19 protein-coding genes are annotated in these 25,706 nt (G+C 33.0%); 12 read left to right on the top strand and 7 right to left on the bottom strand.

What is annotated here, in order from left to right; genetic code table 11:
• Positions 1–171: 171 nt before the first annotated feature.
• The 3 genes from FH779_RS15115 (at position 172) to FH779_RS15105 (ending at position 6,846) form a co-directional block, all read left to right on the top strand.
• Positions 172–2,973 carry a TonB-dependent receptor gene (locus FH779_RS15115; RefSeq protein WP_180905282.1) on the top strand — a complete coding sequence of 934 codons (2,802 nt, stop codon included), beginning with the start codon at positions 172–174 and terminating at the stop codon, positions 2,971–2,973.
• Positions 2,974–3,049: 76 nt separating this feature from the next.
• On the top strand, positions 3,050–4,717 hold the full coding sequence (ggt, locus tag FH779_RS15110; protein WP_180905281.1) for a gamma-glutamyltransferase: 1,668 nt from the start codon (positions 3,050–3,052) through the stop codon (positions 4,715–4,717).
• A gap of 167 nt (positions 4,718–4,884) precedes the next feature.
• The gene (locus FH779_RS15105) at positions 4,885–6,846 is read left to right on the top strand and encodes a T9SS type A sorting domain-containing protein (RefSeq protein WP_180905280.1); all 1,962 of its coding nucleotides are present in this window, start codon (positions 4,885–4,887) and stop codon (positions 6,844–6,846) included.
• 68 nt (positions 6,847–6,914) lie between these two features.
• Here FH779_RS15105 and FH779_RS15100 read toward each other — a convergent pair whose 3' ends face one another.
• The 6 genes from FH779_RS15100 to hutH all read right to left on the bottom strand — a co-directional run bounded on the left by FH779_RS15100 (position 6,915) and on the right by hutH (position 12,824).
• A complete protein-coding gene (locus tag FH779_RS15100; RefSeq protein WP_180905279.1) occupies positions 6,915–7,196 on the bottom strand; it encodes a GNAT family N-acetyltransferase in 282 nt (93 codons plus the stop codon).
• Between the two features lie 24 nt (positions 7,197–7,220).
• A complete protein-coding gene (locus FH779_RS15095; protein WP_180905278.1) occupies positions 7,221–8,093 on the bottom strand; it encodes a pirin family protein in 873 nt (290 codons plus the stop codon).
• A 211-nt stretch (positions 8,094–8,304) separates the two neighbouring features.
• The gene (locus tag FH779_RS15090; protein WP_180905277.1) at positions 8,305–10,284 is read right to left on the bottom strand and encodes a urocanate hydratase; all 1,980 of its coding nucleotides are present in this window, start codon (positions 10,282–10,284) and stop codon (positions 8,305–8,307) included.
• 85 nt (positions 10,285–10,369) lie between these two features.
• On the bottom strand, positions 10,370–10,750 hold the full coding sequence (locus FH779_RS15085; RefSeq protein ID WP_180905276.1) for a ribosomal maturation YjgA family protein: 381 nt from the start codon (positions 10,748–10,750) through the stop codon (positions 10,370–10,372).
• 7 nt (positions 10,751–10,757) lie between these two features.
• A complete protein-coding gene (locus FH779_RS15080; protein WP_180905275.1) occupies positions 10,758–11,105 on the bottom strand; it encodes a hypothetical protein in 348 nt (115 codons plus the stop codon).
• Positions 11,106–11,276: 171 nt separating this feature from the next.
• Positions 11,277–12,824: a histidine ammonia-lyase gene (gene hutH / locus FH779_RS15075; protein WP_394368125.1), complete on the bottom strand. Its 1,548-nt coding sequence runs from the start codon at positions 12,822–12,824 to the stop codon at positions 11,277–11,279.
• A gap of 100 nt (positions 12,825–12,924) precedes the next feature.
• On the opposite strand from hutH, the gene folE reads away from it, so the two are divergent.
• From folE to FH779_RS15035, 8 genes are all read left to right on the top strand, one after another.
• Positions 12,925–13,602 carry a GTP cyclohydrolase I FolE gene (gene folE / locus FH779_RS15070; RefSeq protein WP_114997904.1) on the top strand — a complete coding sequence of 226 codons (678 nt, stop codon included), beginning with the start codon at positions 12,925–12,927 and terminating at the stop codon, positions 13,600–13,602.
• Positions 13,603–13,619: 17 nt separating this feature from the next.
• Positions 13,620–15,092: a cysteine--tRNA ligase gene (gene cysS, locus FH779_RS15065; RefSeq protein WP_180905274.1), complete on the top strand. Its 1,473-nt coding sequence runs from the start codon at positions 13,620–13,622 to the stop codon at positions 15,090–15,092.
• A 149-nt stretch (positions 15,093–15,241) separates the two neighbouring features.
• The gene (locus FH779_RS15060; protein WP_052217781.1) at positions 15,242–18,304 is read left to right on the top strand and encodes a SusC/RagA family TonB-linked outer membrane protein; all 3,063 of its coding nucleotides are present in this window, start codon (positions 15,242–15,244) and stop codon (positions 18,302–18,304) included.
• Between the two features lie 18 nt (positions 18,305–18,322).
• Positions 18,323–19,744: a RagB/SusD family nutrient uptake outer membrane protein gene (locus FH779_RS15055; protein ID WP_038335072.1), complete on the top strand. Its 1,422-nt coding sequence runs from the start codon at positions 18,323–18,325 to the stop codon at positions 19,742–19,744.
• Positions 19,745–19,848: 104 nt separating this feature from the next.
• A complete protein-coding gene (locus tag FH779_RS15050) occupies positions 19,849–21,777 on the top strand; it encodes a putative porin (RefSeq protein WP_038335080.1) in 1,929 nt (642 codons plus the stop codon).
• A 107-nt stretch (positions 21,778–21,884) separates the two neighbouring features.
• Positions 21,885–22,919, top strand: coding sequence for an alpha/beta hydrolase (locus FH779_RS15045; RefSeq protein WP_180905273.1), 1,035 nt, complete (start codon positions 21,885–21,887; stop codon positions 22,917–22,919).
• 21 nt (positions 22,920–22,940) lie between these two features.
• The gene (locus FH779_RS15040) at positions 22,941–24,002 is read left to right on the top strand and encodes a DUF2891 domain-containing protein (protein ID WP_180905272.1); all 1,062 of its coding nucleotides are present in this window, start codon (positions 22,941–22,943) and stop codon (positions 24,000–24,002) included.
• A gap of 84 nt (positions 24,003–24,086) precedes the next feature.
• On the top strand, positions 24,087–24,383 hold the full coding sequence (locus FH779_RS15035; protein ID WP_038335098.1) for a hypothetical protein: 297 nt from the start codon (positions 24,087–24,089) through the stop codon (positions 24,381–24,383).
• 79 nt (positions 24,384–24,462) lie between these two features.
• On the opposite strand, the gene dusB is transcribed toward FH779_RS15035, so the two are convergent.
• Positions 24,463–25,458 (bottom strand): tRNA dihydrouridine synthase DusB, encoded by a 996-nt coding sequence (dusB, locus tag FH779_RS15030; protein WP_180905271.1) that lies wholly within the window; start codon positions 25,456–25,458, stop codon positions 24,463–24,465.
• Between the two features lie 32 nt (positions 25,459–25,490).
• On the opposite strand from dusB, the gene FH779_RS15025 reads away from it, so the two are divergent.
• A complete protein-coding gene (locus FH779_RS15025; protein WP_038335105.1) occupies positions 25,491–25,706 on the top strand; it encodes an AtpZ/AtpI family protein in 216 nt (71 codons plus the stop codon).

The raw sequence follows: 25,706 nt of genomic DNA, 5'->3' as shown, positions 1-25,706 counted from the left end.
AAAAATCAATACTCTACTTGTTATATAGAATTATATTCTATTATTAATCTTATTTTCAGAATAGAATCTCTGTTTAACATTAATTTAAAGTTTTCTTTTATTTTATTTAAAAACGACTTGTTTTATATTCTATAAAGTCTATAAATTTGCTAGACTTTTAAAATTGTAAATATGAACAAGAAATTATACTCACTCAAAAAAATATTTTTTCTAACTGCTCTTTTCGGCGGAACATTTTTATTCGCCCAAACCAAAGTCACAGGTACGGTTGAAGATGTAAATGGACCAATCGATCAAGCAACGGTTAATGTAAAAGGAACAAATATTACGACGATAACAGATGCAGATGGTTTATATCAATTAACGTTAGAGCCTGGGAAGTATGAAATTATTGTTTCAAAAATAGGTGAGCCAACAACGACGCAAACGATTAATGTGCTTGATGAAAATGAAGTTTCTTTAGATTTCTTTTTGCAATCAATCAATTCGGATACTGATCTTAGCGAAGTCGTTTTGATTGGTTCGCGAGCAGTTGGACGTACACAATTAGATTCTTCAACGCCAGTTGATGTGATAGATATTAAAGAGGTGACAAAAGATGTAGGACAAGTTTCGTTGAATCAAATCTTAAATTATGTTGCGCCATCTTTTAGCTCGAATACGCAAGTTATTTCTGATGGAACAGATCACATCGATCCTGCTTCTTTGCGCGGTTTAGGACCAGATCAAGTATTGGTTTTGATTAACGGAAAGCGTCGTCATACAACATCATTGGTTAATATTAATGGTTCGTTTGGTAAAGGTTCTGTTGGTACAGATTTGAATGCGATTCCAACTTCTGCGATCAAAAGAATTGAAATTCTTCGAGATGGAGCCGCTGCTCAATATGGTTCTGATGCGATTGCAGGTGTGATTAATATTGTCTTGGAAGATTCGACAGATAAACTACGTGCGTCAATTTCGTATGGAGGAAATCTTTCGAAAAATGCAGAAGATAATTTTGATGGTGAAACTTTTCAAGCGAATGTAAATTATGGTGTAAAAGTGGGTGAAAAAGGAGGATTTGTAAATGTTGCAGGTTCTTACGACAAACGTCAACCATTCAATCGTCAAAAAGAATTTACAGGAACAATTTTCTCAGATTATAATCGACCAGATTTATATCCAAATCCAACTGGAAAAGATATTTCAGAGGAGGAATTAGCCCGTCGTGGAGAAACGCGAGCTGATTATGTTTCGCGCATTGGACAATCAAAAAATGAAGGAGGAGCAATTTTTATAAACTCACTTTTTCCAGTTTTAGATAAAACCGAAATTTATGCATTTGGAGGATTAAATTATCGTTTGGGTGAATCGGCGGCTTTTCGTCGTCAGCCTGCTCAGTTACATCAAACAGTAGCGTCAATTTATCCAAATGGATTTTTACCATTAATTCAAACTAATAATTACGATCGCTCTTTAGCAGCGGGAATTCGTAGTGAAATTAACGGTTGGAAAGTTGATTTTTCGAATACATACGGAAATAATACCATCGATTTTGGAGTCAAAAATACAGTTAACGCATCGATGAAAGAATCTTCGCCAACATCTTTTGAAGCTGGTGGATATCGTTTTACGCAGAATACAACCAACCTAGATTTTACGCGTTTTTTTGATGATGTTTTAGCTGGAATTAATGTCGCTTTTGGTGCAGAATTTCGTTATGAAAATTATCAAATAGTAGGAGGTGAAGAATCATCTTATGCGAATTATGGTAAAGTTCGTCAAATTGGTGTAGACGGAAATGGAAAGCCAATTTATGTACAAGATTTTAATGGAAATATCAATACTTTATTTGCTGCAAATGGTACTGCTTTAGCAGGTGGAGCGCAAGCTTTTCCTGGTTTTTTACCAGCGAACGAAGTCAATGCGAATCGTCATTCTGTTGCGGCGTATTTAGATACTGAATTTAATTTTACGAAAGATTTCTTAGTAGCTGCTGCGTTACGTTACGAAGATTATTCAGATTTTGGATCAACGTTAAATGGAAAAATTTCGACTCGATACAAATTAGGAAACTATGTGTTGAGAGCGGCTGCAAGTACAGGATTTAGAGCACCATCTTTACATCAATTATATTTTAGCGCAACTTCAAGTTTATTCTTAGATGGAGCAATTTCTAATTCAGGAACTTTTACAAACGATAGTCGTGCTGCAAAATTATTAGGAATTCCACAATTGAACGAAGAAAAATCGAAATCAGTTTCGGCTGGAGCAACGGCAAATTGGGGAAAATTCAAATTGAGTGTTGATGGATATTTCATCAGAATTGATGACCGAATCATTTACACAGGATCTTTCACAGGAAGCAATGCAGCAAATGCATCAGCTCAAGACAAAGAGATTTACGAATTATTGCAACAAGCAAATGCAACTTCGGCTCGTTTCTTCGCAAATGCAATTGATACTGAAACCAAAGGAATAGATGTTGTTTTGACGTATCAAGATCGTTTAGGCGCAGGAAAATTACGTGGAGATTTATCGGCGACTTTTAGTAAAACAAATGTTGTGGGCGACGTTCATGCTTCGGATTTATTAAAAGGAAAAGAGTCTACTTATTTTGATCGTTCGAGTCGTATTTATTTAGAATCAGCTATTCCTCGTACAAAAATCAATTTATCACTGAATTATTCATTGGATAAATGGAATGTTTACTTAAGAAATGTGTATTTCGGAGAGGTTGATGCGGCGACAAATACGGTGGCAGATTCGCAAACTTTTAGCGGAAAAGTTGTAACAGATTTGAGTTTCGGCTATGCTTTCAACAAAAATATTTCGTTAACAATCGGTGCAAATAATTTATTTGATATTTATCCTGATGAAACGAAAATTGGAGGAAATAGAGGAGCAGGATATTTTGTGTATTCACGTACTGGACAACAATTCGGAACTGGAGGACGCTTTGCTTTCGCTCGTTTATCATTAAGTTTATAATTTAAATAGTTTATATGTTTTACCAAATCTTTGTCTTAATTGATGAAGGTTTGGTATTTTTGTTTAAATCGATTTTATGAAAAAAATATCATTTATTATAGTTTCTTTCTTCGCGATTATTCAGCTGAATGCGCAAGAATCTTACAAAAATGGAGTTGTTGTAACGGCTCATCCCGAAGCTTCAAAAGTTGGAGTTGAAATTCTGAAAAAAGGTGGAAATGCGATTGACGCTTCAATTGCAGTTCAGTTTGCGTTGGCGGTTGTTTATCCAAATGCAGGAAATATTGGTGGCGGTGGATTTTTGGTTTATCGTGATGCAAAAGGAAAGACTGATGCGTTAGATTATCGTGAAAAAGCACCTTTGAAAGCGAGTGAAGATATGTATTGGGACAAAAACGGCAATGCAATTACTGATCTTAGTTTGTATGGACAATTTGCTGCAGGTGTTCCCGGAACTGTCGACGGAATGGTAAAAGCGCATGAAAAGTATGGTAAATTAAATTGGAAAGAATTAGTTCAGCCAGCTATTAATTTAGCTCAAAAAGGATTTAAAATAACAAAGCAACAAGCGAGCGAACTGACAAATAAGCATAATGATTTTGTAAAATATAATTCAAAAACGAATGCTTTAACGTCTAAATCATCTTGGAAAGAAGGTGATTTACTAATTCAAAAAGATTTAGCTAATACGTTAAAATTAATTCAGCAAAAAGGTCGAGCTGGTTTTTATGAAGGAAAAACAGCCGATTTAATTGTAAAAGAAATGAAACGTGGGAATGGAATTATTTCGCACGAAGATTTAAAAGAATATCAATCGGTTTGGAGAACGCCAGTTTCTGGAAATTATAAAGGTCTTAAAGTGATTTCGATGCCGCCGCCTTCAAGTGGAGGAATTGCGTTGGTTTCGTTATTTCAATCAATCGAAGATTATCCAATTAATAAATGGGGATTTCAGGCAGATTCTACAATTCAAGTGATGGTAGAAGCAGAGCGTCGCGTTTATGCAGATCGCGCAGAGCATTTAGGTGATCCAGATTTTATAAAAGTTCCGCAAAAACAATTATTAGATAAAAGTTATAATGTGAATCGAATGAAAGATTTTTCGTTTGATAAAGCAACATCAAGTTCAGCAATCAAAGCGGGTGAAATAATCGGTAAAGAATCGATGGAAACGACGCATTATGTGATTGTTGATAAAGATGGAAATGCGGCTTCTGTAACCACAACGTTGAATAATTCGTACGGATCTTTGGTTGTTGTAGAAGGTGCAGGTTTTTTGTTGAATGATGAAATGGATGATTTTTCTGTAAAACCAGGTACACCAAATTTGTATGGTTTGGTTGGAGGAAAAGCCAATGCGATAGAGCCTTCGAAAAGAATGTTAAGTTCGATGACGCCTTCGATTTTAGAGAAAGATGGTAAATTGTTTATGGTTGTGGGAACACCAGGTGGTTCTACAATTATTACGTCTGTTTTTCAAGCAATTTTGAATGTTGTTGATTTCGGAATGACGATGCAAGAAGCTGTTGCAGCACCAAGATTTCATCATCAATGGTTACCAGATCAAATCGATTACGAACCAAATGCAATTTCAGAAAACGTTCGTGAATCGTTAAAACAAAAAGGCTATACGTTGAAAGAGCGTAAACCTTATGGACGTGTAGAAGGAATTTTGGTCAACAAAGACGGAACATATCAAGCTGGTGCAGATCCACGCGGAGACGACAAAGCAGTGGGATATTAATCGAATGAATTATAAAATTGTAAATAATTGTTTGTTTTGTATTTTGCAGATTATCAATATTTTAAGTTTTATTTATTCGGAAAATAGATTTGAAATTCACGAATATTAGTATAGCTGTATTGTGATTTTTTTTAATATTTGTTTTCATTTGATAAAAATTACAAAACATGAGAAGAAATTTTATTCTTGAAAAATTTATTGCTTTACTCTTTATATCTTCTAGTTTATATGCGCAAAAGATGGAACTTAGAGCAATGGATATTCCTAGGTCAGGAATTCGAGGCATAGCTAACAATGGTAATGCCGTTATGATTGGATACACTTATAATTATGAAACAAATTCATTTGTTAAAATAGATAATGGTATCATCAGTTATGCGAATATGAATGAAAAGGGAGATATCGTTGGAACAAGTAAAATTAATGATTTAGTTCATCCTGTATATAAATTAGCTGGAACAACTGAATGGGTTTCAACAGGAGTTTTTCCTAATTTAGTTAAAGATGATGCAGTTACTGTATATTCTATAAGTAGTAATGGACGCTATATTGTAGGACAGATGAAATCCGTACCTTTTATCTATGATATTCAAACAAAAGAATTAAAAAATATAATTCCTAATGGATACAAATACGGAGCTGGTTATAGTGTAAATAATGAAGGGACAACTGTTGGTTGGATTGATGCTGATCTTAATGGAACTTTTAGAGAGTTAGCAGTTATAAAAAAAGATGGTCAGTTAGAAAAACTACTAACAGATTATGCTATTCCTATAAATAATCATATTTGGCATGTAGACGATAATGGTATTGCAGTGGGAGAGGTAGGTTTAAAACCATTTATGTATAATTTAAATACAAACGAATATAAAATATTTGATTTACCAGCAGGTTATAGAACAGGAACTTTTATAAGTTCTTCAAATGGAATTTTGGTAGGATATGTTCAAAATATGGTTTCTGATCGTGATGCTATTATTTATCATTCTTCTCTAGGAGATCAGCCAAAATTAATCAAGGATCTATTAATAGAGCAAGGGATAGAAGTCACAATTCCAGGAGGAAAATTAGGAACAGCAAGTGTCGTTTCTGAAAATGGGGATTTTATTGGAGGAAATGAAATTGGAAATGGAAATCTTGTTCCTGGTTGGATAGTGAAATTGAATGGTTATTTCGATACAAAGGAATGTAATATAACTGTTCCATCTGATATTGAAGTTCAATCAAAATTAGGAGAAACTTCTGTTGCGGTGAATTATGAAGTTACTTCTGATTGTCCAGATTATAAATTAGTTTTAGTGAATGGTTTAGAGTCAGGAGCTAAATTTCCTATGGGAATTACAACGGTTGCTTACAATTTAGTTGATGCTGAAGGTAAAGTAATTAATTCAGCATCATTCAAAGTCTATGTAAAAGATTCTTATTGTACACCTAGATTTACAGCGATTGTAGAACCTATTACAAAAGTAAAAATTGGTACGATTGATAATACTACAACCAATTATGTAACAGCAAATGAGAACGAATATTTTTTAGATCAATCGACAGATTTAAAACAAGGAGGTACATACGATATTACAGTAGCAGGAAATACAAATGGAATAACAGAAACTAGTGAGTTTGTTGTTTACTTTGACTTAAATCAAGATGGAATATTCAATCCAGATACTGAAGGATATTATGTTGGTGCAATTACAGGTTCTACAGGAGCAGATGGTAAAACTGTTACAAAATCAGTAACTCTTCCTGAGAATGCTAAATTAGGTAAAACGCGTATGCGTATTATGAAGACATATAGATTGGTACCAGATAACCCTTGCTCTACTACTTATGCTTATGGACAAAGTGAAGATTACTCGGTTAATTTTATAGAAAATTTAGGGATGTCTGATATAAATTCAAAAGATCTTAAAATCTATCCAAATCCAGTTAAAAATATTTTATCAATCGATTCTAAATCAATGGTAAAAAATGTAAGAATTATTAATATGGCTGGGCAAGAAGTTTACAATAAACAATTAAATAAAATGAATCCTCAGGTTAATGTTTCTCATTTACCAAAAGGAGTTTATATAATAAATATTGAGACTACTGAAGGAATTGTTACACAAAAAATCATCAAAGATTAAATAAATCTTTGACGAATTAACACTAATAATGAAAAAAGGCTATTCTAATCGAATAGCCTTTTGTTTTTTTATGATAAAACGTCTCTAATTTCTGGATTTTTATCAAACTGTGCCTTTGCGAAAGGACATAAAGGAATTACTTTGATATTATCTTTTCTCACCCAATCTACTAAGGCTAATAAAGCTTTTTTACCAACACCTTGTCCACCATATGCTTCGTCAACCTCTGTATGATCGATAATAATTTTATCATTACCAGCCCAAACGTAAGCCATTTCTCCAGCTTTTTTATCGCCATCTAAAACGACAAAAGCACCATTTTTCTTATCATCAATTTGTTTAATTTCCATGAGTTTTATTTTTTAAGTTGTTTATTAATCTTCTAAAGTACCAAATTTTCCGTTATTAAAATCCTCAAAAGCTTCGCGAATTTGCTCTTGTGTATTCATCACAAAAGGACCATAAGAAGCTATTGGCTCATTAAGAGGTTCTCCACTCAAAATTAATACCACACTATTTTCTGTTGCTTCAATTGAGAAATCTTCGCCTTCATTTGTAAACAATAATAAGTGATCAGTTGGAACAATTTCTTGGTTGTTCACTTTTACTTCTCCATCAATAACTAATAAAACGGTATTGTAATTTGCAGGAAAACTAAAATTAGCTTTTCCGCCTTCATTCAATTTTGCATTCAGCATATTAACAGGAGAAAATGTTGATGCAGCACCTTTTGTTTGGTTATATTCACCAGCAATAACTTCGATAAAACCATTTTCAACTTCTACAGTTGGAATATCTTTATGTTCAATTGCTTGATATTTTGGTGCGCTCATTTTGTCTTTTGCAGGAAGATTTACCCACAATTGAACCATTTGAAAAATTCCACCTTGTTTATAAAATTCTTCTGCATGATATTCTTTGTGTAAAACACCAGAAGCTGCTGTCATCCATTGTACATCTCCTTGATGAATTGTTCCTCCTCCTCCAGAACTATCATGATGAGAAACGCTTCCTTCATAAGCAATAGTTACAGTTTCGAAACCACGGTGTGGATGCACGCCAACACCTTTTGGTTTGTCTGTTGCTGGAAAATGAAATTTTGAATTGTAATCTAACATAATAAATGGATCCGTTCTTCTCATATCTAAATTATATCCACTTGGAATGAAGTTATGAACTCTAAAACCGTCTCCTACAAAATGTGGCTCTCTTGGCGCAATTACTGCTTCTATATTTTTTGTATTCATAATGATTTTTTTCTATGTTTTTATTTTTGTTATACAAATTTACGAAGCTAAATAGTTGATTATATTGATGTAGGTTAAGAAGTGATTTACTTGATTATGAATGATTTTAGATATAAGTAAAGTCATCCTGAACTCGTTTCAGGATCGCATTAAGTTATTAAAACTATAAAAGCATCTCAATTGAGATGCTTTTATAGTTTGAAGTTAATCATTATAATAAATCTTCATCAATGATATTTGGTAAAGTAACTTTTAATAATGGTTCTTCTTCCATTGCGCGTTTTATCGCAAAAATAGCTTCTTCGTTTCTTGCCCAAGAGCGACGAGCAATTCCATTGTTCACATCCCAATGCAACATTGATTTTAAACGTTGTTCAGCATCTGAAGAACCGTCTAGCAACATTCCGAAACCTCCATTGATTACTTCTCCCCAACCAACGCCTCCGCCGTTGTGAATAGAAACCCAAGTTGCACCACGGAAACTGTCGCCAATGACATTGTGAATCGCCATATCAGCTGTGAATTTTGAGCCATCATAAATATTAGATGTTTCACGGAAAGGAGAATCTGTTCCAGAAACATCATGATGATCACGTCCTAAAACAACTGCTCCGATTTCACCTTTCGCAATAGCATCGTTGAAAGCTTTCGCAATTTTAATTCTTCCTTCAGCATCAGCATATAAAATACGTGCTTGAGATCCAACAACCAATTTGTTTTCTTGTGCTCCTTTTATCCACGTAATATTATCTTGCATTTGTTGCTGAATTTCCTTCGGAGAATGTTGCATGATTTCTTCTAAAACTTGACAAGCAATTTCATCTGTTTTTTGTAAATCTTCTGGTTTTCCAGATGTACAAACCCAACGGAATGGTCCGAATCCGAAATCGAAACACATTGGTCCCATAATATCTTGAACATAAGAAGGGTATTTAAAATCGATATTATTTTCAGCCATTACATCTGCTCCAGCACGAGAAGCTTCTAATAAAAAGGCATTTCCATAATCGAAGAAATACGTTCCTTTTGCAGTATGTTTGTTGACAGAATCTGCATGACGACGAAGCGATTCTTGTACTTTTTCTTTGAATAATTCAGGATTATTTGCCATCATTTCATTGGCTTCGTCAAATGATAATCCAACAGGGTAATAACCGCCCGCCCAAGGATTATGCAAAGATGTTTGATCTGAACCTAAGTCAATGTATAGATTTTCTTGGTCAAATTTTTCCCAAACATCCACCACATTTCCATCATAAGCAATCGAAACAACTTCTTTATTTTCTTTGGCTTCGCGAACACGAGCAACTAATTCATCCAAATCAGTAATTACCTCATCTACCCAACCTTGTTCGTGACGTTTGTAAGTCGCAGCAGGATTCACTTCGGCAGTTACAGAAACAACACCTGCGATATTTCCCGCTTTCGGTTGCGCGCCAGACATTCCACCTAAGCCAGCCGTAACAAATAATTTTCCTGCCGTACCTTCATTATCGATTTTGCGACAACCATTCAAAACGGTAATCGTTGTTCCATGAACAATTCCTTGCGGACCAATGTACATATAACTTCCTGCGGTCATTTGCCCGTATTGAGAAACACCTAACGCATTCATCTTTTCCCAATCATCCGGTTTCGAATAATTAGGAATCACCATTCCATTCGTAACGACAACGCGCGGAGCATTTTTGTGTGAAGGAAATAAACCCATTGGATGTCCAGAATACATCACTAAGGTTTGCTCATCTGTCATTTCTGACAAATATTTCATCGTTAAAAGATATTGCGCCCAGTTCTGGAAAACCGCGCCATTTCCTCCATAAGTAATCAATTCTTCAGGATGTTGTGCAACTGCATGATCCAAATTATTTTGAATCATTAATTGAATTGCTTTTGCTTGTTCCGAATTTCCTGGATAATCTGTAATTGGGCGAGCAAAAATTTTGTAATCAGGCATCAAACGATACATATAAATACGTCCGAAATCTTCTAATTCTTGCTTAAATTCTGGAATTAATTCAGCATGATCTTTTGGTTCGAAATAACGCAATGCATTTTTAAGCGCTAATTTTTTTTCGTCTTCCGATAATATTTCTTTACGCTTAGGGGCGTGACTTATATTAGGATCTCTTTCTTTTTTTTGAGGTAAAACAGAAGGAATACCTTGTTTTATTTGTTCTTGAAAAGTCATTTTTTTTGTGTTTTTATGTTTTGCGTTAAACGTTATAAGTTTTAAGATTTTTTGTTGTTATTCTGAACTTGTCGAGGAATCTCGTTCAAATTACATTTTTTTTCTTCAAATCTTTATCAATAAAAAATAATAGGATAAATCCGACAAAATAACATAGTAAATCAATCCACGAAAATGATGTTCCGATGATTATTCGAGCCGCTTTGTTATGTCCTAAGCCAATCATTTCTACAAAATTGAAATATTGTAAAATCTCTACAATAAAAGAAAAAAACAATGTAAAAATTGCAATGTTAATCGCTTTTGTGTTGATAAATGCTTTGATAAAATAGTAAATGAAAATCACGACTAAAATATCGCCAACAAAAGGACGAATGATTTTGTCTTTGATGTATAACGCAATAATTACTTCAATCAAAAAGATAATAATTGCTATGCTGAATGATTTTTTATCGAATTTGAACATTAGATTTTTAATTAATAATTTTAAAATAATCAATAAAAAATAAAGTTGAACTTCCAATAAATAATATTAAACCAACGAGATATAATATAAAATTACTAAAGTTTGTTGGTTGAATTATTTTTAATTTGATTAAACTAAGAATAATTAAAATACTTAATATTAAACTGAAAATAATCAATAAAACTATGATTAGTAAAATATTATTTTTTTCATAAATTGAGTTTACAGAAAATAAAAGAGCAATAGATAAAAAAGTAGAAATCATTAAAAAAAGTACTGCTTTGTCTTTTTTAGAATTATCACTTTTATAACTTGTAACACTAAAAAAATCTAAGATAGCTTGTAAAATATCCATTCTTTTTATTTCTAATTTTTAAAAGATTCCTCCATTCGTCGGAATGACATTTACTTGACTGTCGTTGTTGTAATTGTCACTCTGAGCTTGTCGAAGAGTTTTTCTAATTATAGTAAATTATCTACATTATAATAGCTTATCCTTCGACAGGCTCTGGATGACAAGGATAACTTAGAAACTTAAAATTAATTTCTTGAAATCTTCTGTTTGTAATAAATCAATAATATTGTTGATATCATCTCCAATCAAACGATCATCTTCTAATTTTGGACTAACTGAACGAACTTTTGTAAAAACTTCTTCTAAGAAAGCACTTGTTTTACGAGGTCTTCTAAATTCTAAACCTTGACAAGCGTACATTAATTCGATTGCTAAAATACGTTCTACATTGTCTAAAACTTGGTTGAATTTTCGTCCAGAAATACTTCCCATCGAAACATGATCTTCTTGTCCCAAAGAAGTCGGAATACTATCTGCCGATGCAGGAAAACATAATGTTTTGTTTTCTGTACAAAGTGCGGCTGAGGTATATTGAGGAATCATGAAACCAGAATTTAAACCAGAGCTTTCTGTTAATAATTTTGGTAAACCATATTTTCCTTCGATTAATAAATATTGACGACGATCCGAAATATTTCCTAATTCAGAAGCAGCAATTGTAGCGTAATCTAATACCATTGCTAATGGTTGTCCGTGGAAATTCCCACCTGAAATGGCTTCTTCGTCCGAAACAACAATTGGATTATCTGTTACAGAATTTAATTCGATTTCAGCTAATTCTTGTAAATGAAAAAATGCATTTCGTGATGCACCATGAACTTGAGGCATACAACGCAATGAATATGGATCTTGTACACGACCACATTCTGCATGAGAGAAAGCAATTTCAGAACCTTTCAATAAATTTCGCATACGTTCTGCAACCAATAAAGTTCCTTTGAATGGACGAACTTGATGTAATTCTTCTTCGAATGGACGGGGAGAACCTTCGTAAGCTTCTAATGATAAAGCACCCGCAACGTCAGCTAAATTCAATAAATATTCGAATTTTTCTAAGCCATTTAACGCATGAGATAAAATGAATTGTGTTCCGTTGATTAATCCTAAACCTTCTTTTGCAGAAAGATGTAAAGGTTGTAAATTATGTTTAGTCAAAGCTTCTTTTGTCGAAACAATTGTATCGCCATCCCAAACTTTTCCTTCACCAATTAATGGTAAAAATAAATGTGATAATGGCGCTAAATCTCCAGATGCTCCAACAGATCCTTTTTCAGGAACGACCGGAATAATATCTTTTTCGACCATTAATAAAATTCGTTCCACAACATCTAAAGTCACACCAGAATATCCTTTTGATAAAGCATGTGCTTTTGCAATTAACATGGTTTTAGAAATTTCTTTCTTGATTGGATTTCCAACACCAACCGCATGACTGATTAATAAATTATATTGAAGTTGACGCGTTTCTTCTTCCGAAATTTTAGTGTCGCAAAGTGGTCCAAAACCAGTGTTAATTCCATAAACTGTTTGACCAGAAGCAACTATTTTAGCAACGTTTTGTTGCGATTTTAAGATTTGTTGTTTACTCGCTTCATTAAGTTCAATTTCGATGTTTCCTTCTTTGATTCCTTTGTAATCCTCGAACGAAAGAAAATCGATACCGTAAGTTTTCTTGATCATTTTTTCGAATTTGTGATACTTCAAAGATAATCTTTTCATTGATTTGATAAAAGATAGAAATCATTTCAGATGTAATAAATTGAGATTTGATAAGGTTTTATAACACTATCTTTTATAAATTTGCTAAAATTTTTATGTAATGTGTGATAAACATCTTCATGACGAAATGGGGGACGACCATATTTCAGCAAACTTAGAAACGCCTTTGAGAGCTGATGCCTTTGAGTTGTCTGCTGAAGAAAAAGTGGAAAAGATAGAAGCGGATTTCCGTAACATCATGGAAACTTTAGGCTTAGATTTAACAGATGATAGTTTGAAAGGAACGCCAAAACGTGTTGCGAAAATGTTCGTAAAAGAGATTTTTGGTGGTTTATTGCCAGAGCGTAAGCCTGGAATGTCAACTTTCGAAAATAAATATAACTACAATCAAATGTTGGTTGAAAAAGATATCGTGGTTTATTCAACTTGCGAGCATCACTTTTTACCAATCGTTGGACGTGCACATGTTGGTTACATCTCGAAAGGGAAAGTAATCGGATTGTCTAAAATGAATCGTATTGTAGAATATTATGCAAAACGTCCGCAAGTACAAGAGCGTTTGACAATGCAAATTGTGAAAGCAATGCAAGAAGCGTTAGGTACAGACGATGTAGCATGTATTATCGATGCGAAACATTTGTGTGTAAATTCGCGCGGAATCAAAGATATCGAATCAAGTACAGTAACTGCCGAATATGGTGGAGCATTTAAAGATAATGAGCAATTAAGAAAAGAGTTTATTTCGTACATCGGAATGAAAACTACTTTTAATGTTTAAAATATAAATCCTATAAAATGGTAAAAGAAAATCAATTAAAATTACATAATTCCTTAACGGGACAGAAAGAAACGTTCGAACCAATTAATCAAGATAATGTTGGAATGTATGTTTGTGGACCTACCGTTTACAGTAATGTGCATCTTGGGAATGTGCGTACGTTTATGTCATTTGATATGATTTATCGTTACCTAAAATTTTTGGGTTACAAAGTTCGTTATGTTCGTAATATTACTGATGCAGGGCATTTAACAGATGACGGAAATGTAGAAAATGATCGTTTTGTAAAACAATCTAAATTAGAGAAATTAGAACCAATGGAAATCGTACAGAAATATACGGTTGATTTTCATAAAGTTTTAGAGAAATTTAATTTATTACCTCCAACAATCGAGCCTACAGCAACGGGTCATATTTTAGAACAAATTGCTTTAGCGGAGAAATTAATTGATTTAGGATTTGCTTACGAAGTAAATGGATCAGTTTATTTTGATGTCGAAGCATACAACAAAAAAGGACTTGATTATGGTGAATTGAGTAACCGTAACATCGAAGAATTAATCAATAATACAAGAGATTTAGACGGACAAGGAGAGAAGAAAAATCCTGTGGATTTTGCACTTTGGAAAAATGCTTCGCCTGCTCACATTATGCGTTGGGCTTCACCTTGGGGAGATGGTTTCCCTGGTTGGCACTTAGAATGTACAGTGATGAGCACAAAATATCTTGGCGATTATTTCGATATTCACGGGGGTGGAATGGATCTTAAATTTCCTCACCACGAATGTGAAATTGCCCAAGCAAAAGGTTCTAACGGTCACGAACCAGTAAAATATTGGATGCATGCCAATATGTTGACGATGAATGGTCAGCGTATGAGTAAATCGACAGGAAATTACATTTTGCCAATGCAATTAGTGAATGGTGAAAATGATTTCTTCGAAAAACCATTTCATCCTGCTGTTGTACGTTTTTGTTTCTTACAAGCGCATTATCGCAGTGTTTTAGATATTTCGAATGATGCAATGTTAGCTTCAGAAAAAGGATATAATCGTTTGGTTGAAGCATTAAAAACATTAGAAACAATTACACCAAAGAAAATTTCTACCGTTAATATTGATGAGTTAGAAACGAAATTATACACAGCAATGGATGATGATTTCAATACGCCAATATTGATTGCACATTTGTTTGATGCAGTGAAAATGATTAATTCAATCAAAGATAGTTTCGAGAATATTACAGCAGAAGATTTAGAGCGCTTAAAGGCGATTATGAATGGTTTTGTTCATGATGTTTTAGGTTTAGATACAGAGGCTGCAAACGAAAGTTCTGATAAATTAGATGGTGTTGTAAAAATGCTAATCGAAATGCGTAATCAAGCACGTGTGGATAAAAATTGGGCTTTATCAGATCAGATTCGTGATCAATTAAGTGCATTAGGTATCCAACTAAAAGACGGCGCTGATGGTACTACTTTTAGTTTTTAAAATAAGTTAAAATTAATATAGTATTATAATTAAGCCACTTAGAAATAAGTGGTTTTTTTGTTTTGTTTAAATAAAATTTAACAAAATATTTGCATTATAAGTATTTATTTATCATATTTGTTATAATTAGCACTAAAAATTAACATAATATGAGGAGAAGGTTTACTTCTTTGGGTATTCTATCAATGTTTTTGATGGGAGGTTTAGCTTATGCCCAAGTAAAAGGAGTTTTAAAAGACTCAAATGGTTTTCCAATGGAAGAAGCTGAGGTTATTGTTACAAGAACAGGAACTTCGGTTTTTACTGATGGAAACGGAAACTTCAATGTAGATGCAAAAGTTGGTGATACATTAAAAATTATTGATTCTAGTGGAGAAGAAAAAATTGTTAAAGTTACTTCTACAACCCTAGGTGATATTAAATTTATTTCCAAAGCATCAGAGAATATTGAGTTAGGTACGGTAACTCTAGTAGGGGGTATTAAAATGGATGCTGCTCAAAAGATTGGAGCCTATGATATTGTTAAAAAAGAAGATTTTGAATTAGCTCCTACTTCTTCTATTGATGAGGTATTAAATGGCCGTGTAGCTGGATTAGTGTTTTCTACAAATTCAGGAGATCCAGGGTCTGCCAATCTTATTACGATTCGTGGTGTAGGTTCCTTGGTAGGGACTCCAAACCCATTGTATGTAATTGATGGAGTTGTTGTAGGTAAAGGATCAGATAATGCAGGTTTAATGGAGTCGTGGAATCCTTTAGCTTCTATCGATCCAAATTCTATTGAATCGGTATCTGTTTTGAAAGACGCTTCTGCTACAGCTTTGTATGGGGCTCGAGGAGCAAATGGAGTAATTGTAATTACAACAAAGAAAGGTCGCTATAATCAGAAAACTAGATTTAATTTTGCAACTGATATGGCAATCCAGAATATTGCTTACGATAAGCAACGTTGGATGAATGCTAGTGAATATATAGAATGGGGAGCTCTTGCCAATTTTAACACAGGTAACTATTCTTCATTAGCTGAAGCCAAAAATTATTTTACTAATAATTTTTTAAATTATGACGGAGTAACAGATACTGACTGGACAGATGTTATAACAAGAAGTCAATCTACTGTCAGAACTTATAATTTCGCAGCAGCAGGAGGAGGTGAAAATACTTCATTTAGAATAGGTGGATCTTATTACAATAATAAACCGCTAATTTTAAATACAAATTTTGATAGAATATCTATTAATGCTGCTATTGATCATAAGATAGAAGATAAATTAACATTAGGACTTAATGTTAATTATACACATGTTGATAGAGTAACATATTATGATGGTGGATCTTTTAGAAATCCATGGAATGCACGTTGGAATCTTGTTCCTACAGCTCCTGTATATAACTCAGACGGTTCTTTAAATCAATCAATTCCTGGAAATGAAAATTTTAATCCGTTGGGGATTTTAGAAAAAGATTTTACAACAGGAGATATCTCCACTTATTTAGCTTCTTTAAATGCTGAATATCAATTTGCAAAAAATTTCTATTTCTTTTCATTGTTTGGAACTCAGTATCAAACTTTGAATGAGAGAGCGTGGTGGGATCCTTCTGTAGGTGATGGTCTTGCAAATGAAGGTGCATTGCAAGCAACAAAAACTTTTGCATGGGACTGGAACTGGCAAAACTCTGTGTCTTATCGAAATAAATTTGCAGACAAACATGATTTGCAAGTTTATGTTGGGATGGAATATCAAGAGCATAAATATGATCAATTATATACATCTGGAACTCAATTCTCAGAGCCTCGCCCATATTTTAATTATGCAAATCAGGAAACGGTTGGAACAGAGGAGTTTGTTTATCAGTGGAAACAGATTTCATACTTTTCTAGGGTAAATTATATTTTTGATGGTAAATATACATTGTCAGGACAACTACGTAGAGATTCTAATTCTACTTTGGGATTGAATGATAAATCTGGAACATTTTGGTCTGTTGGAGGATCTTGGAATGCAACAAAAGAAAGCTTTTTAAGAGATAGCTTTTTATCAAATTTTACTTTAAGAGCTAATTATGGTGAAATTGGTAATATTCCGTATGCAGATTCATGGGGTCCTCAATATAATGCATATTCTGTGATGTCAGTAGGTCAATATGGAGCAGATCCAACTAACCAGATAGGAACAGTTGGAGATCCTGATTTACAGTGGGAAATATCAAAACAATGGAATGTTGGGCTAGATTTCGGTATTTTGAAAAATGCTTTAAACTTTACAGTTGATGTTTATCAGAGAAATTCCGTAGAAGCAATATATTCTGCTGGATTGATTCCTTCTTCTAATCCAGAGCCATCAGGAAGATTCACAAATGTTGGTAAAATATCTAATAAAGGAGTTGAACTTACGGTTAACGCAAATCCAATAAATAAAGATTTTAAATGGAATATTTATGGAAACTTCTCTTATAATAAGAATAGATTAGAAAAGTTATTTGAAGACTCAGATTACTACGAGTTAGATGGAACTTCTAACAGTATGCGTGTACTAAAAGAAGGACATGAAGTAGGTGAGTATTATACATTTTTATGGGCTGGAGTTGATCCTGAAACTGGTAGAGGTGGATGGTGGAAAGACGGAACAAAATCTGAAATTGTATATAAAAGAACAGAGGCAGAAAGGGTATTTATGGGAAAATCAGCATTCCCTAAATATTTAGCAGGTTTGAAAAATGAGTTTTCTTTTAAAGGACTTTCACTTTCTTTATTCTTTACAGGACAATTTGAGTACGCAGTACACAATCGTTGGCAAAACTATACATTATCAGATGGTTCTAGTATGAGTACAACTCAAATATCAGACGCATTATATAATAGCTGGACAGAAGACAATAGAAATGCATCTAATCCTAAACAGGTCGCAAATCAAGCAAACGGAACGGAAGCTCCTTCTTCTCGATGGATGTTTGATGGTGATCACATAAGACTTAAAGAAGCTAAGTTAGCTTATTCTTTTGGTGATAAATTTAAACAACAGACAGGATTAGATAACTTAACAGTTTATGTGAAAGGTGTTAACCTATGGACTTATGTATTTGATAAAGATTTGACATTTGATCCAGAATCAAACTCAAATGCTGCTGCCGGTTGGAGAGGTAAAGGATTGTATGATAATACAGCACCTATATTTAAAAGTATTTCTTTAGGTATAGTATTAGATTTCTAATCATTTAAATGAAAAAAAATGAAAAATAAAAATATATTAAAAATAGCAATGCTTTCTTTCGGTTTTCTTTTTCTACAAAGTTGTGATAAAGATGATTTAGAATTAGAACCTGTTATAGGGGATGTTTTTAATGGTAATATAGAAAGTGAGAATAAACTAGAATATACAACTAATTCTATATATAAATATTATGGAGGAGGTAGTATGTATGGTAGTGGTGTATTAGTCTTTAACGATATTGTATCTGATAATGTTTTTGTAAGTAATACCAATAATGGATATTTTTTAACTCAACAAGGATTAAATTGGTTTCCTGACACAGGTTTTGGTATTTGGAATGAAGCTTATGATGCAATCATTATGGCAAATATTGTTATAAATGAAGAAAATTTACCAAAAACGGATAGAGTAAAAAGTTTAAAAGGAGAGGCTAAATTATTAAGAGCAGCATCATATTTTACACTTTTACAATATTATTCTTCTTCTGATACACAATATGAAGCCTATGGAGTTCCATTAAATATAGGCCCTTTTGATCCAAATTTGGCTTCTCCAAGATCATCAGTTGGTCAGGTGTATGATCAAATTATTAAAGATTTTACAGAAGGAATCAATGAAATGGATCCTAATTATAGACAAGGTAAAAAGACATTCTTTTCTCCTATAGTTGGAAAGTTTCTTTTATCTAAGGTTTATTTAACAAGAGGAGCTTCGGGAGATTATGACAAAGCTATAGCTTTAGCAAATGAAGTATTAGCTGTTCAAGCTCCTATTGCTGGAAATAAGCTATTAGCATATTTTTCTACACCTGATATCGCAGTATCTGAACAACAACCAGAAACAATATTTGAGGTAGAGCAAACAAATCAATATAATTTAGGTGTTAATACTCATTTAGGTTCTTTTTATTCAAATTCAGGGAATCAGAGAAGTTTACTTGCGAGGAAATGGGTTTTTGATTTATATGATGATGGAGATGTAAGAAAGACGTTGTTTAATACAGCTGGAACTCCTGCGTCGGACGAACCTAACAAAGGAGTTTGGCTAAGAAAATGGCCAAGAAACTCATCTGAAGGAAACTATATGATGAATGTAAAAGTATTCAGATATACAGAAGCAAAATATATAGTTATGGAAGCTTTAGCTAAGAAAGGGGAGTCAATAGCTGCTTTAACTTTATTAAATGAACATGCTGCAGAACGTGGTGCTTCAGCATATTCAGGAGATGCCTTAACAGCTATTTTATTGGATAAACAAAAAGAATTTATTGGTGAAGGTCATCGTTTCTTTGATCTAAAAAGAAATAAATTAGGATTTAATCGTAAAACAAATTGTTTAAATTGTACTTTAGAACCGTCTAACAAGTTATGGGTATTACCTGTAGCATTGGATGAGAGAACAAGAAATCCAAATATGTCTCAACATCCTTTATGGAAATAAACTAACGAATTAAACATTTTTATAACATTTGCCCACTTAGAAATAAGTGGGTTTTTTTGTATCTCTCAATTTTAGATTACTTTTGTAAGGATTTATTCAACAGGATGAAAAAAACAATCATTGGTTTATTTTTATTAGGAGCTATTGTAGCGCAGGCTCAAGAGGATTCGATAAAAGTTTTAAAACCATTAAAAGGATCATCAACAAATGATTCGGTTACATATTATAAAACCAAAATCGACGATTATAAGTTTTGGACAAATGGTAGAAAACCAGAAGTATTAGATACGACATTAAGTATCAAAAACTATTATAATCAAAATTTTATACGCAAAGATGCGTTCGGAAAATTATTTTTCCCGAATGTTGGTGGTGTAGTGGTGGATTTGGAGTATCAAAATACACCATTCAATCCGTCGATGTTACCAACTGGTAAAAAATACAACTATTATTACGCAAATGATATCAAATATTATGATGTCAAAACGCCATATACTGAGTTTATTTACGAGAATGGTGTTAAAGAAGGTAACTTTTTGTCTTCGACATTTTCGCATAATATCAACAAGCAATTCAATTATACGTTTCATTATCGTGGATTAATTTCCGAAGGTCGTTATCGTCATGAAAAAGCGCAGAATAATACCTTTGTTTTTTCATCAAATTATAAAACAAAATCAGAGCGTTTCAAATTGTGGTGGAATTATGCAGCACAAAATCTGAAAAATAATGAGAACGGAGGAATAGAAGATATCAATGATTTTATTTTGCAAGATGAGCGCAGAATGACAAATGTTCGTAACATTCCAGTGAATTCTCAAACAGCAAAATCTGAGTTTGATGCACGTCGAATTGAATTGAATGCTTCATACGGAATCTTAAAAAAGATGAATGAAAAAGATTCGACTTTTTATAATCCAATCGAATTGAAGAATAAATTCTCGTACGAAAAACAAAAGTATCGCTACGAGGATACGTCACCAAATGGAACTTTATATTCTACACCGATTATTACTGGAATGGATTATAGAAGTAAAAAGAGTTTTACAGATTTATCCAATACGACAACTGCTGGTTTTCAGTGGACAGATCGTGTGAAGATAGAGGCTGGTGTTAAATTCCAAAATTTACGCGTTTTTGCTGATCAAGCCATGACGATTGTTGCAGTTCCAAAGCAAATAGAGGAAAATCTTTTTGGAGTTGTTGGAAAAGTGGATTTTGATTGGAATGAAAAATTGAAACTTTACGGAAATGTTGAATATTTGCAATCTGATAATTACAAAAGTGTTTATAATGTAGATGCAGTTTTAGATGTGACGCCGATAGAAGGTTATACATTGAGTGCAGGAGCGGTTATTCAGTCAAAACTTCCTTCGTTGAATGCGGTTTATAATCAAAGTTTCTTTAATAATTTTAATTACGTTAATAAGTTTCAAACTGAAAATGTTCAAAATTTATTTGCAAAATTAAAGTTAGATAAAGTCAACACGACTTTAGAAGCTTCAATTTATAATATTGACAATAAAGTGTATTTGAATGATATTTTGAATTATGAGCAATTGGCGGATAATATCAATTATTTCAAGATAAAAGGTGAAAATCATTTACGTTTCGGAAAGATTAATTTAGTTTCGACAGCGCAATATCAAAAAGTAACGAAAAACGAAGAATATATGCCTTTGCCAGATTTCTTGATTCGTGAAACATTGTATTGGCAAGGAGAGTTATTCAACAAGAATGCTCAATTACAAGCGGGTATTAATGCAACATATTTTACGAAATACAATGGTTTGCGTTACATCCCGATTCTGAACGAATTTGCGTTGCAAGATCCAGCAAGTATACAAGAGATTGGTGGTTATCCTATTTTGGATGTTTTTATCAATTTCAAGGTTCGTAATATGCGTTTTTACATTCGTGGCGAGCATATCAATGCGTCGTTTACAAAACAACCTGATTATTTTGCAGCGCCAAATGTTCCATACCGAGATTTCAAATTTCAACTTGGTTTGAAATGGAATATTTTTAGTTAAAAAATACAAATTATATAAAAAACGACTTCTTGATGAGGTCGTTTTTTCTGTCTAAAATCATTTGTGTAGAATAATTCTAAATAACTATTTTTAGGGAAATTTTATACATGAAAAAATTCCTACTTTTATTTTGTTTGATTTTCTCGCAAATCGGTTTTTCGCAAGAAAAATTATCAATTGCTGAAATCCAAAAAATAAATTCTAAAATCTTAAATACTGAACGAGAAATTTGGGTGAATCTTCCCGAATCATATAATAATTCTAAACTTGAAAAAGTAAATTATCCTGTGATCTATGTGTTAGATGCCGAATCTAATTTTATGTTTTTAACTGGAGTGGTTTCTAAATTTCAATCTGGGTTTTATCCAGAAATGCCCGAATCGATCATTGTCGGAATTACGAATAAAAATGGTGATCGAACAAAAGATTTTACACATGTAAATGATGTTAATTTCCTCAATTTTATTCAAACCGAATTGTTTCCTTTTATGCAGAAAAATTATCGTGTGAATGATTTTCGTTTGTTAATAGGACATTCTTTGGGTGGTTATTTTGCGTTGAAAACTTTATACAATCATCCCAAAACTTTCAATGGATATGTTGCGCATGATCCAAGTATTTGGTTTAACAACAAAGAATTATTGAATCTTTATCAGAATTTAGAAAATCATTCTTTCGAGAATCGATTTTTGATGATATCACAAGTTGGTGAAAGTCAAAATGCGGATCATTTACGCGACCATTATCAAAGTATAAAAAAGGTGGACGAACGTTTGAAATCTTCGAAGAATAAATCGTTGAATTATCATTACAAACAATATGTAGACGAAGAACATGGTTCGGTTCCGATGATTGGCTCGATTGATTATTTGCGTTGGCAGTTTGATGGTTATCGTGTGAATATTAAAGAGATTCCGAATCAACCAAATTTGGTGAAAGATTCTTTTGAAGCGATTTCTAGAAAGTTGAATTATTCTTTTCAACCAACAGAAACGTATATCAACAATGTTGCAAATTATCTGGTAAAACAAAAGAAAAATGATTTAGCAAAACAGTTTTTTGAGCAAAATGTGAAAAATTTTCCTGAAAGTTTACAAGCAAAAGAAGAATTGAAAAAATTCTTGGACTCGAATAAAAATTAGTAATTTGGTAAAAACATTTTGATGAAAAAATTACTCTATTTAACAACTTTATTGACGACAACTGCATTTGCGCAAGAATTACAATTAGATCAAGCCAAAAAAATATTTGAATTACCAACACATTGTATCAAAGTTGAGTATCCGAATAAACTAGGAAATGTTTTGGGAAGTGATCAGGATTTGAAAACGCCAAAGCAATTGCGTCCAATTTTTTATGGTTGTTTTGATTGGCATTCGTCTGTTCATGGATTTTGGTCGATTGTGAAATTGATGAAAGATTTTCCTGAATTGGATCAAAATAATCAGGTTAGAAATGAGTTAAATCAATTGATTACAGCAGAAAATGTTGCGGTCGAAATGGCTTTTTTCAATGATAAAAACAACAAGAGTTTCGAGCGTACTTATGGTTGGGCTTGGTTGTTACAATTGCAAATGGAATTGAATAATTGGCAAGATAAAGATGCGCAAATTTGGGCAAAAAATCTGAAACCTTTGAGTGATTTGATTATTGTTAGATACAAAGAATATCTGCCGAAATTAGTTTATCCAATTCGTACAGGAACGCATGATAATACGGCTTTTGGTTTGAGTTTAGCGATAGATTATGCACGTTCTGTGAATGATAAAACATTCGAAAAAGTGATTACTGATAATGCAAATCGTCTTTATTTAAAAGATAAAAGTTGCAATATTGCTTTCGAACCAAGTGGATCAGATTTTCTTTCGGCTTGTTTGGAAGAAGCTTTGTTGATGTCTAAAATTCATCCGCATGATGAATATAAAAAATGGTTGAAATCATTTTTACCACAATTGTTTGACAAAAAACATGAGCTAAAACCTGGAATTGTTTCAGATCGTACGGATGGGCAATTGGTACATTTGGATGGTTTAAATTTTAGTCGTGCAACGGCTTTGTATCAAATTTCTGCAAAATTACCAGAGTTAAATTATTTGAATGATTGGGCAAATCATCATTTCAATTACTCGTTCAATAATATTTCGAACGATGATTATATGGGAAGTCATTGGTTGGGAACTTTTGCACTTTATGCACTGAAAACCAAACACGAAACTAAAAATTAGCTAATAATAGGGATTTTATAACGATAGAATTGAATCTAAATTTGTTTCAAACAAAACTAATACGAAACATTAAATTTTAATTCTATGAAAAAATATTTTTATATCGTCATCGCAATTTTAGGTCTTGCAGCATTCGGATTTAGTCAATATTCGAAAAGTCAATTAGAAGATCAATTGGCTAAAACAGGGAAATGCGTAGAAGGTGTTGTTGTGGAAACTAGCGGAACATTTAAACGCCCGAAAGCAACGATACAATATCCTGTAAATGATGAAGTTTATGAAGTTACTTTACGATCTAGAGCAGATGTGGACGAAGTTGTATTGATGAAATATGATACGCTGAATCCAGAAGAAGTGTTGCTTGTAGATAATTGTAATTAATTATAGTCTCAAGTTTAAATGAAAAATCCACCAAGTTTTTTTGGTGGATTTTTTTATATTAATGAATTATTTCTAACGATTAAATTTCTTCTAATGTTGGAATAAATTCTTTTTCGATTTCTTCGAAAGTTTGCATCAAATCAACAAGATTATCTTGTATGACTAATTTTGTACGATAAGGTTTGAAATTCGGAATTCCTTTGAAATAATTGGTATAATGCATACGCGTTTCCAAAATTCCAGTTCGTTCTCCTTTCCAATCAATCGCCCAATTTAAGTGATTTTTAGCCGCTTCCATTCGTTCTACAATTGTTGGTTCTGGTAACAATTCACCTGTTTCTCGATAATGTTTAATTTGCTCGAAAATCCAAGGATAACCAATCGCCGCACGACCAATCATTACACCATCTACACCGTATTTTTCTTTGTATTCGATCGCTTTTTGTGGAGAATCAATATCTCCATTTCCAAAAATTGGAATCTCAATATTTGGGTTCGCTTTTACTTTTGCAATCGGTTCCCAATTTGCTTGTCCTTTATACATCTGCGTACGCGTACGTCCATGAATTGACAATGCTTTGATACCTGTTTCTTGCAAACGTTCGGCAACTTCATAAATGTTAATCGAGTCAGAATCCCAACCCAAACGCGTTTTTACAGTAACTGGTAAATGCGTACTTTCAACAACAGACTTTGTTAAACGTACCATCAAATCTATATCTTTTAAAACACCAGCTCCTGCACCTTTACAAACCACTTTTTTTACGGGACATCCAAAGTTAATATCAACAATATCTGGTTGAACAGTTTCAACAATTTTAGCTGACATCGCCATTGCCTCTTCATCTCCACCAAAAATCTGAATACCAATTGGACGTTCGTAATCAAAAATATCTAATTTTTGACGACTTTTTATTGCATCACGAATCAATCCTTCAGAAGAAATAAACTCTGTATACATCAAGTCTGCACCATGCATTTTGCATAGGCGACGAAATGGCGGATCACTCACATCTTCCATTGGTGCAAGCAATAAAGGGAAGTCTGGTAATTCTATGTTTCCTATCTTTACCACGAAATAATTTTTTGCAAAATTACATAAAACTTATGAAAGAAGAACGAAAGTCCGAAGGTGTAAATCAATATTTAAAGTTTTCTGCGATGGGAATACAGATGGCGGTAACGATTGCGTTATTTGCTTGGTTAGGAACTTTTTTGGATAAAAAAATGGAAACAGACAAGCCATTATGGACGGCTGGCTTATCTTTGCTGGGAGTTTTTGCAGGATTATATTTGATGTTGAAGCAATTACCAAAAAAATAA

Source organism: Empedobacter falsenii, from assembly GCF_013488205.1.
In the GTDB taxonomy this organism is placed as follows: Bacteria; Bacteroidota; Bacteroidia; order Flavobacteriales; family Weeksellaceae; genus Empedobacter; species Empedobacter falsenii_C.
Note: the sequence above shows the minus strand (reverse complement) of the source record. Positions and strands in the feature narration are given on the sequence as shown.